We start from the raw sequence: 13771 nt of genomic DNA on the forward strand, positions 1-13771 counted from the left end.
CTCCGGCCCCCTGCCGTACGGAGGTAGGAAGTGCATCACGACCCGGCTGAGCTGATCGCCATCGTGGGAATGGCGGGGCGATTCCCCGAGGCTCCCGACACGGACCGGTTCTGGGACCTGCTCATGGACGGCGGTGACGCGATCCGCCCGATTCCGTCGGCCCGGTGGAGGACCGACGAGCCCCTGGACCCGGAGAAGGAGATCCAGGGCCACGGCGGCTTCCTCGAAGGCATCGACGAGTTCGACGCCGCCTTCTTCGGGGTCTCACCGCGCGAGGCGGAGGTCCTCGACCCGCAGCAGCGGCTGATGCTGGAGACGAGCTGGCTGGCGCTGGAGGACGCCGGAGTGCCCACCGCGAGCCTGAGCGGCACCCGGACCGGCGTCTACTTCGGCGGCCTGTGGCAGGACTACGAGCGGCTGCGCGAGGACCGCGGCGCCCGCCCGACCCAGCACTCCATATCCGGCAACGCCCTCGACATGCTGTCCGCCCGCATCTCCTACTTCCTCGGCCTCACGGGACCGAGCCTGACCCTGGAGACCGGCTGCTCCTCCTCCCTCGTCGCCCTGCACCTGGCCTGCCAGGCGATCCGGGCCGGCGACGTGGACGGCGCGCTGGTCGGCGCCGCCAACCTGATGCTGACCCCGGACGTGACCATCGGCCTCACCCACTTCGGCGGCCTGTCCCCCAAGGGCCGGTGCAGCGCCTTCGGCGCCGGCGCGGACGGCTTCGTACGCGGCGAGGGCGTGGCCGCCGTCTACCTCAAGACCCTGGAGCGGGCCCGCCGGGACGGGGACCGGGTGCACGCCGTGATCGTGCGCACCGCCTCGAACAACGACGGCGGCGGCACCAGCCTGGTGACGCCCAGCCTGGCCGGCCAGGAGGACCTGCTGCGCCGCGTGTACACCGACTCGGGGATCCCCGTCGACCGGGTCGCCTACGTGGAGGCGCACGGCACCGGCACCCGGGCGGGCGACCCGGTCGAGGCGACCGCCCTGGGCAGGGTGCTGGGGCAGGCCCCGGAACGGGCGGGCCGACCGCTCGGCATCGGGTCGGTGAAGACGAACATCGGGCACCTCGAACCGGTGGCCGCGCTCGCCGGGCTGTTCAAGGCGGTGCTCTCGCTGAAGAACGGCGTCGTGCCGCCCAGCCTGCACTCCGCCGAGCTCAACCCGGACATCCCCTTCGGCGAACTGGGCCTGGAGGTCGTACGGAAGCCGCTGCCGCTGCCCGCGGACGGCGCTCCGGTCTACCTGGGCGTCAGCTCCTTCGGCTGGGGCGGCACCAACGCCCACGCCGTGATCACCGCCGCCCCGCCGGGCGGCGCGCCGGGCTCCGCCGCGGCGGACGGGGCCGCGCCGCCGGACCGCGGCCGGGGGCCCTTCGTCCTGCCGCTGAGCGGCCACAGCCAGGCGGCGCTGGTCCAGCGCGCCCGCGACGTGCGCGGGGCCCTGGACGCCCCCGGCGCCGATCCGCGGGAGATCGCCGCCACCCTGGGCTGGCAGCGCGACCAGTTCCCCTTCCGGGCGGGCCTCGTCGCCACCGACGGCGACGGCCTGCGCGCCGCGCTCGACGCCTACACCGCCGACCCGGAGGCCACCGCGACCGGCACCGCCGCCGGCCGGGCCCGCGACCGCGGCCGTACCGCCTTCGTCTTCCCCGGCCAGGGCTCGCAGTGGGCCGCCATGGGCGCCCGGCTGTACGCCGAGGACCCGGCGTTCGCCGCGGTGGTCGACCGGTGTGCCGAAGCGCTCGCCCCGCACACCGACTGGTCCCTGACCGAGGTGCTGACCGGCCGCGACGGCGACGCCTGGATGGGCCGCGTCGACATCGTCCAGCCGGTGCTGTGGGCGGTCTCCGTCGCCTTGGCCGCCGCCTGGCGCACGGCCGGCGTGGAACCGGACGTCGTCGTCGGCCACAGCCAGGGCGAGATCGCCGCCGCCACCGTGGCCGGGATCCTCTCCCTGGAGGACGCCGCCCTCGTCGTGGCCCGGCGCAGCGCCGTCCTGCTGCGCACCGCGGCGGGCACCGGCCGGATGCTCGCCGTCGACCTCGACGCCGACGCGGCCGCCGCGGCCCTGGAGGGCTTCGAGGACTGTGTGGCGCTCGCCGTGCACAACGGCCCCAGCTCCTGCGTGCTCTCCGGCGACGGCGACTCGGTGCTGCTGCTGAAGGAGCTCCTGGAGGCGGACGGCACGTACTGCCGCCTGATCAACGTGGACTACGCCTCCCACAGCCCGCTCATGCTGGACCTGACCGGTGAGCTGCACGACGTGCTGGCCCCGGTCCGGCCCCGCGAGGGCTCGGTCCCCCTCATGTCCACGGTGCGCGCCGCGGAACTGGCGGGCCCGGAGATGGACGGGGCGTACTGGGTGGAGAACCTGTGCCGCCCGGTGCGCTTCGCGCAGGCGATGGACGCGCTCCTCGACGAGGGCGTCACCCACGTCGTGGAGGTCAGCGCGCACCCCGTCCTGGTGCCGGCGCTGGAGCAGATCGGCGCGCTGCGCAAGGAGCCGCCGGCCGTGCTGGGCACCCTGCACCGCGACCGCGGCGCCCCCGAGGACCTGGCCGAGAGCTTCGCCCAGGCCCATGTCGCGGGCCTGACGGCGTACGGGCCGCGCCCGAGGTCGCGGGACGCGGGAGTGCCCGCGTACCCGTGGCAGCGCGAGAGCTACTGGGTCGGTGCGCCGCAGCGCGGAGCGGGCCGGTCGGCCGCCTTCGCCTTCCCGCTCGCCCCGCTGCCGACCGAGGCGGGCACCTGGCACGGCACCACCGAGATCGGCACCGGATCCCATCCCTGGCTCGCCGACCACCAGGTGCACGACGCCGTCGTCGTGCCCGCCGCGGCCTCCATCGAGCTGTGCCTGGGCACGGCGGCCGCACGCACCGGCGGTGTCCCGCAGTCGCTGCGCGGCCTGTCCTTCCTCAGCGACATGACCCTCGCGGACGGCGGCCTGCACCTGGGCGGCGTCTGGCGGGAGGACGCCGGCGAGGGCGCCGGCCTGGAGGTGCTGTCGCTGCCCGACGGCGGCGACGGCTGGACGCGGCACATGACGGCGCACGCCTCCTACCGCGCCGAGCAGGCCGCCCCGCCGGTCTTCCCCGCCGGCCTGGTGCGGGAACCGGCCGTCGACGGGGCCGCGTTCTACCGCTCCTGCACCGCCCGCGGCCTGCGGTACGGCCCGGCCTTCCAGGGCGTACGCGAACTGCGCGTGCACGGCGGCGAGGCGCTGGGCCGGGTGGCCCTGGCCGAGCAGTGCCGGCCCGGCGCCCGCCGGTTCGTGCTGCACCCGGCCCTGTGGGACGGGGCGTTCCAGGTCTCCCTCGCGCTGTGCGGGCACGAGGACACCGTGGTGCCCGTCGCGATCGAACGGCTCGCGCTGCTGCCGGGGCGGCCCTCGGAGCTGACGGAGCTGTGGGTGCACGCGGTGCGCCGCCCCGACGGGCTCTTCGACCTGGCCCTGTACGGGCCGGACCGCCAGCCGGTGGCCCGCGTGAGCGGGCTGGAGCTGCGCCGCCTGCGCACGGGCGAGCGGTCCGGGCCGGCTCCCGAGCGCGTGCACCGGTTCGGCTTCCACGAACGCCCGTACGCCGGCCCGGCGCAGGGCGCCGAGCAGGGGCCGTGGCTGGTCTGCGGCCCGGAGGCGGCCCGCGCCGCCGTCGCCGAACTGGCCGGTGCGCTGGGCGGCACCGCCGTGACGCTGCCACGGGCCGGGGCCGACGGGACGCGGGCGTGGGCCGAGGCGCTGCGGGCCGCCGACGGCGGGGAGGTCGTGTTCGCCGCCCCGGACCGGTCGGCGGGCGAGGAGGAGCAGCGGGCGGGCCTGGAGGCCCTCGGCGCGCTCGCCGCGGCCTGCGCGGACCGGCCGGTGGCGCCCCGCCTGACGGTGCTGACCACGCGGGCGCAGGCCGCGTCGGCCACCGAGGCTCCCGATCCCGGAGCGGCCCTGTACTGGGGCTTCGTACGGGTACTGCAGGGCGAGCACCCGGGGCTCGCGGCGCGGCTGGTGGACACCGCGGGCGGCGAGGGGTGGACGGCCGGCGTCGTACGGGAGCTGCTGGACGCCGAGCGCGAGGACCAGGTCCTCAGCCGCGGGGAGCGGCGCCTGGCCGGCCGGCTGGAGCGCGGCGGGCACCGCCCGGACGACCCGGACGCGCCGCTGCCGTACACCGGCCGCCAGCCGTTCCGGCTGCACCCGGGCCCGCGGCCCGGGCTGTGGGAGTCCCTGCGCTACCTGCCGCTGGTGCGCCGCAGGCCCGGGCCGGGCGAGATCGAGATCGAGGTGGAGGCGGCCTCCCTCAACTTCATCGACGTGATGAAGGCCGTCGGCACCTACCCCGACGAGGCCGGCGGCAAGGACCTGCTCGGCGGGGACTGCTCGGGCCGGGTCGTCTCGGTGGGCCCCGGTACGACCGGGTTCCGGGTCGGCGACCGGGTGGTGGCCTGCGTCTTCGGCGCGATCGTCTCGCACGTGACCGTCCGCGCCGACCACGCGCGGCCGGTGCCCGGGGAGATGTCGCAGGAGGACGCCGCCGCGCTGCCGCTGGTCCTGGCCACCGCCTGGTACGCGTTGCACGACCTGGCCCGCACGGAGCCGGGCGAGACCGTCCTGGTCCACTCGGCGGCCGGCGGTCTGGGTCTGGCCGCCGTCCAGGTGGCGCGGATGCTGGGCGCCGAGGTCATCGCGACGGCGGGCAGCGCCGCCAAGCGCGCCTACCTGCGGGAACTGGGCGTCGAGCACGTCTTCGACTCGCGTGACCTGTCGTGGGCGGACGCCGTGCTGGAGCGCACCGGCGGCCGCGGCGTCGACGTCGTCCTCAACTCGCTGACCGGCGCCGCCATCGCGCGCGGCCTGGAGGTCCTCGCCGAGGACGGCCGGTTCGTCGAGGTCGGCAAGAAGGACATCCACGGCGAGCGGACACTGGGCCTCGCCCCCTTCCGCAAGGGCGTCAGCTTCGCGGCCGTGGACCTGGAGGGGCTCGTCATGCGGCGGCCCCAGCGGTTCGCGCGTCTGTTCCGCGCGGTCTGGGACGAGGTGGAGGCCGGCCGGCTCACGGCGCTGCCCGTCACGCAGTACACCTTCGACAACGCGGCGGAGGCGCTGCGCGCCATGTCGCACGGCGACCACATCGGCAAGTTCGTGCTGTACGGCCCGCAGACGGTCGAGCGGGTGGTCGCGGACCCGCTGCCGTACGGCCGCTTCCGCGCCGACGGCACCTACCTGATCACCGGCGGCCTGGGGGACCTGGGGATGTCCCTGGCCGAGCACCTGGTGGAGCGCGGGGCCACCGCCCTGGCCCTGCTGGGCCGTTCGGAGCCCTCCGCGCGGGCGGCGGAGCGTGTCGCGGCGCTGCGCGCGGCCGGCGCCCGGGTCGCGATCGTGCACGCGGACGTCGCCGACGCCACCTCCCTGGACCTGGCGCTCGCCCAGGTGCGGGCCGAACTTCCGGTGCTGCGCGGTGTGTTCCACGCGGCGGGCGTCCTCTCCGACGCCGTCGTACGCAACCTCGACCCGGCGGGCGTGGCCCGGGTGCTGGCGCCGAAGGCCGACGGCGCCGCCGCACTGGACCGGCTGACGGCGGACGATCCGCTGGACCTGTTCGTGCTGTTCTCTTCCGCGGCGGGGCTCGTCGGCAACGTCGGCCAGTCCGCCTACGCCGCGGCCAACACGTACATGGACGCGTTGGCCGCCGCCCGGCGGGCCGCGGGCCGGCCCGCGCTCAGCGTCCAGTGGGGCACCTTCGACGGCATCGGCCTGGCGGCCCGGTCCGCCGAGCGCGGCGAGCGGCTGGCGGACCGCGGCATGGACGGCTTCGAGGCCGCCGAGGCCTGGCGGGCGCTGGAGTCCTTCCTCGCGGAGGGCGAGAGCGTCGTGGGGTACGTGGCCCTGGACCCGCGCCGCTGGTTCGAGACGTACCCGGCGGCGGCGGGGCTGCCGAGCTGGAGCCCGCTGCGTACGGCGAGGGAGCCGGGCGCCGGGTCGGGCGGCGACTTCCGCCAGCTGCTGGGCGGCTGCACCGAGGAGGAGCGGCACGCGGTGGTCGAGGAGCGCGTACGGCAGCTCGCCGGCCGGGTGCTGCGGCTGTCCGCGGACTCCATCGACCGCGAGACGCCCCTGAAGTCGCTCGGCCTGGACTCGCTGATGAGCCTGGAGCTGCGCAACCGGCTGGAGGCCGATCTGGGGCTGCGGCTGTCGCCGACGCTCCTGTGGACGTACGGGGCGCTGCGGCCGCTGGCCGGCGCGCTGGTGGAACGGCTCGCGGAACAGGAGGCCTGACGGTGGGACAGGACAGCGGCAAGGCGGCGGGCGCGGTCCGCGCGACGCCGGTCAGCCGGGCGATGGAGACGATCCGCGCGCTGCGGGAGGAACTGGCGGCGCTGCGGGGCGACCGGTCGGTCGCCGTGGTCGGCGTGGGCCTGCGGGCCCCCGGCGGCATCGAGGACCTGGACGGCTACTGGTCGGCGCTGGTGTCGGGGACGGACGCGGTGCGCCCGATCCCGCAGGCGCGCCGGGCGCCCTTCGGGGAGGCCTGGGACGAGGTGCCGCACCGGGGCGGATTCCTGGACGAGGTGCTGGAGTTCGACGGCCCGTTCTTCGGTGTCGCGCCCCGCGAGGGGCGCTCTCTGGACCCGCAGCACCGGATGCTCCTCGAAGTGGTGTGGGAGGCCCTGGACGACGCCGGCATCCCCGCCGGCCGGGCGGCGGCCGCCGCGACCGGCCTGTACGTGGGCATCACCGGCCAGGACTACCGGGAGTGGATGCGCGAGGGGCCCGACTCGTACTGGGCGACCGGCAACGGGCACTGCTTCGCCGCCGGGCGCCTCGCGCACACGCTGGGCCTGACCGGCCCGGCCATGGCCGTGGACACGGCCTGCTCCTCCTCGCTGGTGGCGGTGCACCTGGCGCGGCAGGCGCTGCGCAGCGGCGAGTGCGACATCGCGGTGGCGGGCGGGGTGAACCTGGTGCTGTCACCGCACGGGACCGCGCTCGCGGCTCGCACGGGCGCCCTGTCCCCGGACGGGGTGTGCCGTCCGTTCGACGCGCGGGCCAACGGCTTCACCCGGTCCGAGGGCTGCGGCATCGTGGTCCTCAAGCGGCTGGCGGACGCGGTGCGCGACGGCGACCGGGTGCACGCGGTCATCCACGGTTCGGCGGTCAACCACGACGGGCGGGCCTCGGGCTTCACCGCGCCCAACGTGCTGGCGCAGACCCGGCTGGTGGAGCGGGCTCTGGCGGAGGCGGGCCTCGGTCCGGCCGACATCGGCCATGTGGAGGCCCACGGCACCGGTACCCCGCTGGGTGATCCGATCGAGGTGGAGGCGCTGGCGGCGGCTCTGGGCCGGCCGGGCGGCACGGGCGCGCCGGTCCTGCTCGGCTCGGCCAAGGCGAACCTCGGCCACACCGAGTCGGCGGCGGGTGTGCTGGGCCTGATCAAGGCGATGCTGAGCCTGCGGCACCGGGCGGTGCCGCCCGTACCGCACTTCACCACCCTGAACCCGCGCATCGACCTGTCGGGGACGGGCCTGCGCGTCCCGACCGAGCTGGAGCCGTGGCCCGCCGGCGCCGGCGCGTACGCGGGCGTCAGCTCCTTCGGCATGAGCGGCACCAACGCCCACGTCGTACTCGGCGCACCGGAGCCGGACCCGGCCCCGGGTGCCGCAGTCCCCGTGGCCGGCTTCGAGGTGTCGGCCCGGACGCCGGCCGCGCTGCGCTCGTACGCGGGGCGGCTGGCCGCGCGGCTGGCCGGCATCAAGGACGAGGAGTACGCCGCCTTCGCCTACACCGTCACGCACGGCCGTACGCCCCTGGCCGCCCGGATCAGGGTCGAGGCGTCCGACCGGCACCGGGCGGCGGCCGCCCTGGCCGCCGTCGCCGAGGGCCTGGCGCCGCCGGAGGTGAGGGAGGTCGCGGCGGACGCGGCCCCCGGGTTCGCGGACCTGCCCCGCCGGGTCGTCGACCTGCCCGCGTACCCGTGGGAGCGGCGGCGCTACGCCCCGTTCGACGCGGAGCACCCGCCCGCGGGCTGACCGCGCCGCCGCACGGCCGCGCCGCGGGTACGCGCGAGGGCCGCTCCCGGACGGTGATCCGGGACCGGCCCTCGCGTGTACCCGCGGCGCGGCCGTGCGGTCAGGCCGCTGCCGCGTCCTGGATCAGGGCGACGACGGCGGCGACCGTGAGGTCCTTGGTCAGCGCTTCGAGGGGGACGTCGACGCCGAACTCGCGCTTGACGGACGCGGTGAGCTCGACGACGCCGAGCGAGTCGATCTCCAGCTCGTCCAGCCTGGCCTGGTCCGTGATCGCGTCGGGCTCCGCCCCGAAGTCGACGAGTTCGCGCTCGACGAAGGCACGGACGGAAGCAAGATCGGCGGGCTGGGGCACGACATCCTCGTCTCTGGATCCTGAGCAGTGAAACGCGCAGCAGCCTAACAACAGGCGCACTACGCGCGGCTAAAGCGCTCCTTTCATCCGGCTGATCGCGGCACTAAACCCGTCTTGCCCGCCCCGGCGCTCGCTCCTATATTCCCGGTGAACGCTCGGCCGAGACGTTCAGAGATGGAGACCTGCACATGCTCCGGATGCTGCTGAGGCGGCTCCTCCTCATTCCGCTTCGGCTCGTCCTGCGGCCCCGTGTCAGCGGTGTCGGGAACCTGCCGAGGTCCGGCCCCTTCATCGTCGCGGCGAACCACCTGTCCTTTTTCGACTCGATATTCATCGCGCTGTTGGTCCCGCGGCACCTGTATTTCGTGGGTAAGCAGGGCTGGCTTGAGATGCCCGGTCTGAAGGGGCGGCTGCAGGGCCTGTTCTTCCGTTCCGTCGGGATGATCTCCGTGGACGGCACGAGCGGCTCCGCGACCATGGCGGGGCTGGAGACCTCCCTGCGGATCATGCGCGAGGGCCACGGGGTGGGCGTGCACGTCGAGGGCACCCGGTCGCCCGACGGCCGCCTGTACAAGGGCAACACGGGCACGGCGTGGATCGCGATGCGGAGCGGGGCGCCGGTGGTCCCCTGCGGGCTGATCGGCACGGAGCGGGTGCACCCGGCCGGCGCCAGACGCCTCTACGTATCCCGCTTCGACGTCCGCTTCGGCACCCCCATGACCTTCCCCGAGTACGCCGGACGGGAGGCCGACCGCAGCGCGCGCCGCGAGGTCACGAACCGGATCACCCGGGAGATATCCGCCCTGACCGGCCAGGAATACGTGGACACCTATGCCGCGACCGTCAAGAGCCGGGCGGCTGCGGAATCCGCGGCCACGGCGGCGACAAGCACGGAATAAGAAGGGCTTTAGCCCCCGCCGATACCCTCGTTCCGAGCGCGACTTGACCACCGAGAGAGGTTCTCGTGAAGATTTCCCGCCAGGAAGACAAGAAGTTCGGCGTAACCGTCGAGGGATTCGATCTCAACACCGCCGCGGACGCGGATTTCGAGGAGATCAAGAACCGCGTCTACAGTGACAAGATCGTCGTGCTGCGCAACCAGCACCTGTCCTCCCCGGAATTCGCCGAGCTCGGCCGCCGCCTCGGCACCGTGGAGACGTACTACGAGCCCATGTACCAGCACCCTGAGGTCTCCGAGATCTTCGTGTCCTCGAACGTGGCGAGCGCGGACGGCACCCAGGTGGGCGTCCCGAAGACCGGCAAGTTCTGGCACGCGGACTACCAGTTCATGCCGAACCCCTTCGGTCTGACCCTCATCTACCCGCAGGTCGTGCCCAAGAAGAACCGCGGCACCTTCTTCATCGACATGGGCCGCGCCTACGAGGGCCTGTCGGACGAGCTGAAGCACGCCGTCGAGGGCACCCGCGCGGTGCAGAACGTCAGCCGCTACTTCAAGATCCGCCCCGAGGACGTCTACCGCCCGGTCGGCGAGCTGGTCGACGAGATCCAGGCCAAGACGCCCCCGTCGCCGCACCCGACCGCCTTCAAGCACCCCGCCACCGGCGAGACCGTCCTCTACATCAGCGAGGGCTTCACCACCGGCCTGCTGGACGCGGACGGCAACGCGCTGGACAAGTCCCTGCTGACGGCCCTGCTGGAGTCCAGCGGCCAGCTCGACGACACCTTCGAGCACGAGAACATCCACCTGCAGACCTTCGAGCAGGGCGACCTGCTGGTCTGGGACAACCGCAGCCTCGTCCACCGGGCCCTGCACACCGCCACCCCGGAGCCGGCCGTCTCGCACCGCGTGACCGTGTACGACCAGTACCCCTTCTACGAGGGCATCGGCGCCTGACCCCCACCGTCTGCACCCACCCCGAACAACGAGGTAGTCATGACCATCGGATGTCCCGTCACCGGTCACAAGAACCCCTTCGACGAGGAGTTCTTCGCCGACCCCTACCCGGTGTACGCGCAGATGCACGAGGAAGCGCCCGTACACCGGGTGCGTCTCCCCGAGGGGACGCTCGTCTGGCTCGTCACCAAGTACGAGGAAGCCAGCGAGGCGCTCAAGGACCGCCGTCTGGTCCGCAACCGCCGCTACGCGGGCGAGGACTACGAGAACGAGATCCTTCCGGAGATCGTGCGCTCCGGAAACCTCCACATGGAGGACGGCCCCCTGCACACCCGCCTGCGGCGGTTCATGAACTTCGCCTTCACCCCGAAGCGGATCGCGGCCATGGAGCCGCGCATCCACGAGGTCACCGCCGCCCTTCTCGACCGCATCGAGGCGGACGGCGGCGGCGACATCATGGACCTGCTCGCCGCCCCGCTGCCCATCACGATGACCAGCGACATCCTCGGCGTCCCGGAGGACAGCCGGAGCAACTTCCGCGAGTGGAGCGACACCCTGCTCGGCGGTGAGCCGGTGGCCGCCAAGCAGGCCGCCGTCAGCCTGCTGGGCTTCGTCACGGAGCTCATCGCCGACAAGCGCAAGAACCTCACCGACGACCTCATCTCGTACTGGATCACCGCCCAGGACAACGACGGCCAGCCGCTGACCGATCAGGAAATGATCGGCATGACGTTCTTCCTCCTGCTCGGCGGATACGACACCACCGTCGGCCAGATCGGCGCGTCCACCCTCGCCCTGCTCAACAACCCGGACAAGGCCGCGCTGATGCGCGACAACCCGGCGATCATCCCGGACGCGGTCGAGGAGCTGATGCGCTGGGACGGCTCCACGCACAGCGGCATCCGCCGCTTCGCCGCCGAGGACATGAACATCGGCGGCGTGGACATCGCCAAGGGCGACTGCGTGCTCATCTCGCTCGGCGCGGCAAACCGCTGCCCGGTGCGCTTCGAGGACCCCGAGGTCATGGACTTCGGGCGCGAGGAGAACTGGCAGCTGGCCTTCGGCCGCGGCCCGCACCACTGCCCCGGCAAGGAGCTGGCCCGCAAGGAACTCCAGATCGCCCTCGGCGAGCTCGTGCGCCGCTTCCCGAACATGCGCCTCACCAACCCCGAGGAAGAGGTCGTCTGGCGGCCCTCCTACATCATCCGGGTCCCCCAGTCCCTGCACATCACGGTCTGATGCACAGCGAGGAGACGAAGTTGGAGCGCAGTCAGGACCTGGCGGAGGACACCGTGCAGGTCAGCGCCGCCCGGTGCCCCGTGGGGCCGCTCGGCACACCGTTCGACGCCCAGTTCTTCGCCGACCCCTACGCCACCTACCGCCGGCTGCACACCGAGGGTCCGGTGCACCACATCAGGACACCGGACGGCGTGGAGGCCTGGCTGGTCACGCGCTTCGCCGAGGTCCGCCAGGGGCTGGGTGACCACCGGCTCGTACGCCACGTGCGGCACGCCAAGGACACCTACCACCGGTTCCCGCTGCCGGTGGAGTTCACCAAGTCGCTCGTACGGGAGGACCCGCCCGAGCACACCCGCCTGCGCCGCTTCATGAACATGGCGTTCGCGCCCAAGCGGGTCCGCCTGCTGCGGCCGCGGATCGTCGAGGTCGCCGAACGTCTCGTCGACGAGCTCGGCGAGCACGGCGAGACCGAACTGATGTCCTCGTACGCCGCCGCGCTCCCCATCGAGATCATCGCGGACATGCTCGACATCGCCCAGGAGGACCGCACGAGCTTCCGGCGGTGGGCGGACGTGATCCTCGGCATCGACCCGGAGGAGATGCGCGAGGGCGGCGTCGGGATGCTGAAGGTCCTCACCGACCTGATCGAACGCAAGCGGGCCGAGCCGGGCGACGACATCTGGACCGAGTGGATCGAAGGCAAGGACGACCAAGGCGGAAGCCTCGACCAGCACGAGCTGATCGGCATGGGCTTCATGGTCCTGCTGGGGGGCTACGACCCCACCGCGGGTGTCATCGGCTGCGCCATCCACACGCTCCTGCAGGACCCCGCCCTCGCCGAGCGGCTGCGCAAGGAGCCGGAGCTCATGGCGGACGCCGTCGAGGAGTTCCTGCGGATGTTCGGGTCGAACCACACCGCTGCCAGGAGGTTCGCCGCCGAGGACGTCGAGCTCGGGGGCGTCACCATCCCCGCCGGCGACACCGTGCTGCTCTCCCTCGGCGCCGCCGACCGCGACGCCCTGCAGTTCGACGAGCCCGACACCTTCGACATGGCACGGCCCAACAACCGCCACGTCGCCTTCGGTTTCGGGCCGCACTACTGCCCCGGTACCGAACTCGCGCGCATCCAGATCGCGGTCGCACTCGAAGTGGTCCTGCGGCGCCTGCCGGATCTCAAGCTCACGATCCCGGCCGAGGACGTCCGGCTGCGGCCGGCCTACTTCATCCGTTCACCCGTCGCACTGCCCGTCTCCTACTGAGTGCGGGCTCTGGAGAGACACGTGACGCAGACAAGGACTCCACCGGCCGGGTCCCGCCCCGGCCGGCTCGGCACCGACACCGGCCTGCTGGCGCAGGTGCTGGTGCCCTACCGGGAGCACTGCCAGTACCTGAAGTCGTGCGAGGTGGCGGTAGGGGGCGACGGGCCGGCCGGGCTGGTCTCGGCCCGCTGCGAGTTCGAGATACCGGAGTCGTGCTACATCGACGACACCGGGCACTTCAACTCGGTGGAGTTCAACATCTGTTACAACCAGATGCTGTACTACGTCATCGCGAAGTCGGTGCAGGACGGACTCCTGGAGTCCTTCGCGCACTGGTCCATGGAGGACTACTGGCAGCGCCAGCTGGCCGACTTCCTCATCACCGACTTCCGCAGCACCTTCAAAAGGGCCATGCGCGGCCGCCACTTCTCCGGCGAGATCCAGATCCTGGACGTCGTGGAGTGGGAGGGCAGCGACATCCGCGAGCCGCTGCTCGTCGTCCACACCGCCTGCCGGTACTGGGACGCGAGCGGCGGCAACTGCCACGGCGAAGTGAAGATCGCCATCACCCACCCGACGACTGCGACGACTGGGGTGCAGCCATGACCATCGACCCCCGTGCGGCCGACCGCTTCCGGCGGCTTCCCCGGTCGGAGTGGCGGACGGAGCTGGAGGCCGTCGTGGTCCGGGAGTTCCGTACGGCCCTGCTGATGACGGGGGCCGAAACCGTTCCGCTCGACCAGAACTACTTCGACCTGGGCCTGACCTCACTGCGCGCCACCGAGATCAAGCAGCGGCTGGAGGCCGGTCTCGGCGTCACCATCGACACGTCCGTGCTCTTCGGCAGCCCGACGGTCGACCGGCTCCTGGACCACCTGCTCACGCAGCCCCTGGACGGCAGGCCCGCGCCCGACCCGGCGGCACCCGCCGGGCCGGGCGCACCCGACCTGCGCAAGTCCCTGGTCGACGACCTGCTGAGCGACCTCTACCAGGCCTGACCACGTCTCTCCGGCAGGGCCCCGCGGCCCTGCCGGATCTG

At 73.3% G+C, this 13771-nt stretch carries 9 protein-coding genes; 8 read left to right on the forward strand and 1 reads right to left on the reverse strand.

The annotated features are described in order from the left end of the window. Positions 1-30: 30 nt before the first annotated feature. Entirely contained in the window at positions 31-6276 is a 6246-nt protein-coding gene (locus tag BSL84_RS14035; RefSeq protein ID WP_107484795.1) for a type I polyketide synthase, read from the forward strand. Between the two features lie 2 nt (positions 6277-6278). Beyond that, a complete protein-coding gene (locus BSL84_RS14040; RefSeq protein ID WP_234308356.1) occupies positions 6279-8027 on the forward strand; it encodes a beta-ketoacyl synthase N-terminal-like domain-containing protein in 1749 nt (582 codons plus the stop codon). Positions 8028-8127: 100 nt separating this feature from the next. Here BSL84_RS14040 and BSL84_RS14045 read toward each other — a convergent pair whose 3' ends face one another. Next, positions 8128-8379: an acyl carrier protein gene (locus BSL84_RS14045; protein ID WP_075970453.1), complete on the reverse strand. Its 252-nt coding sequence runs from the start codon at positions 8377-8379 to the stop codon at positions 8128-8130. 188 nt (positions 8380-8567) lie between these two features. On the opposite strand from BSL84_RS14045, the gene BSL84_RS14050 reads away from it, so the two are divergent. From BSL84_RS14050 to BSL84_RS14075, 6 genes are all read left to right on the forward strand, one after another. Continuing rightward, positions 8568-9278: a lysophospholipid acyltransferase family protein gene (locus tag BSL84_RS14050; RefSeq protein ID WP_075970454.1), complete on the forward strand. Its 711-nt coding sequence runs from the start codon at positions 8568-8570 to the stop codon at positions 9276-9278. Positions 9279-9343: 65 nt separating this feature from the next. Next, entirely contained in the window at positions 9344-10234 is an 891-nt protein-coding gene (gene scoE / locus BSL84_RS14055) for a TauD/TfdA dioxygenase family protein (RefSeq protein WP_030027876.1), read from the forward strand. A 39-nt stretch (positions 10235-10273) separates the two neighbouring features. Continuing rightward, on the forward strand, positions 10274-11473 hold the full coding sequence (locus BSL84_RS14060; RefSeq protein WP_075970455.1) for a cytochrome P450 family protein: 1200 nt from the start codon (positions 10274-10276) through the stop codon (positions 11471-11473). Between the two features lie 20 nt (positions 11474-11493). Further along, complete coding sequence (locus BSL84_RS14065; RefSeq protein ID WP_158879868.1) at positions 11494-12732, forward strand: cytochrome P450 family protein; 1239 nt, start codon at positions 11494-11496, stop codon at positions 12730-12732. A gap of 21 nt (positions 12733-12753) precedes the next feature. Continuing rightward, positions 12754-13338 carry an FcoT family thioesterase gene (locus BSL84_RS14070; protein ID WP_199816123.1) on the forward strand — a complete coding sequence of 195 codons (585 nt, stop codon included), beginning with the start codon at positions 12754-12756 and terminating at the stop codon, positions 13336-13338. Next, on the forward strand, positions 13335-13730 hold the full coding sequence (locus BSL84_RS14075) for an acyl carrier protein (protein WP_075970456.1): 396 nt from the start codon (positions 13335-13337) through the stop codon (positions 13728-13730). Before BSL84_RS14070 ends, BSL84_RS14075 begins: the two co-directional genes overlap by 4 nt. The last annotated feature ends 41 nt before the right edge of the window (positions 13731-13771 follow it).

The sequence above is a fragment of the Streptomyces sp. TN58 genome (assembly GCF_001941845.1).
Lineage (GTDB): Bacteria > Actinomycetota > Actinomycetes > Streptomycetales > Streptomycetaceae > Streptomyces.